The 376-nt window shown below is 43.4% G+C and carries 1 protein-coding gene; it reads right to left on the bottom strand.

Annotated features, from left to right (window positions below; genetic code table 11):
* Window positions 1–369: tandem-95 repeat protein (locus AC0SAP_RS10380; protein WP_473384111.1), on the bottom strand; the 369-nt coding region annotated here is incomplete at its 3' end.
* Between the last annotated feature and the right edge of the window lie 7 nt (window positions 370–376).

The following is a 376-nucleotide window of genomic DNA, read 5'->3' as shown; positions in this document are numbered from 1 at the left end:
GTTGTAATCTTTGTTTGGCGTGTAAGTATAGTTGCCGTCACCATCTACCGTCACCGTACCATTCGCTGGTTTATCACCTAGTGCATAAGTCAGATCATCACCATCCACATCGGTGACACCCGTAATAGTGCCTTTCTTCGGCGTATCTTCTTTTACGGTAATTGGTTGTTCTTGCTCTACAACAATCGGTACATCATTCACTGGCGTTACCGTTACAGGAATCGTAACGGTCACTTCACCGCCATTACCATCAGATACGACTACCGTGAATTCATCATCACCGTTGTAATCTTTTTTCGGCGTATAAGTGTATTCACCAGTTTTTTCATCAATCGTCACCGTACCGTTTTTCGGTTGTTCAGAAACCACATAAGTT

The sequence above is a fragment of the Ignatzschineria sp. PL_is040 genome (genome assembly GCF_055813795.1).
Note: the sequence above shows the minus strand (reverse complement) of the source record. Positions and strands in the feature narration are given on the sequence as shown.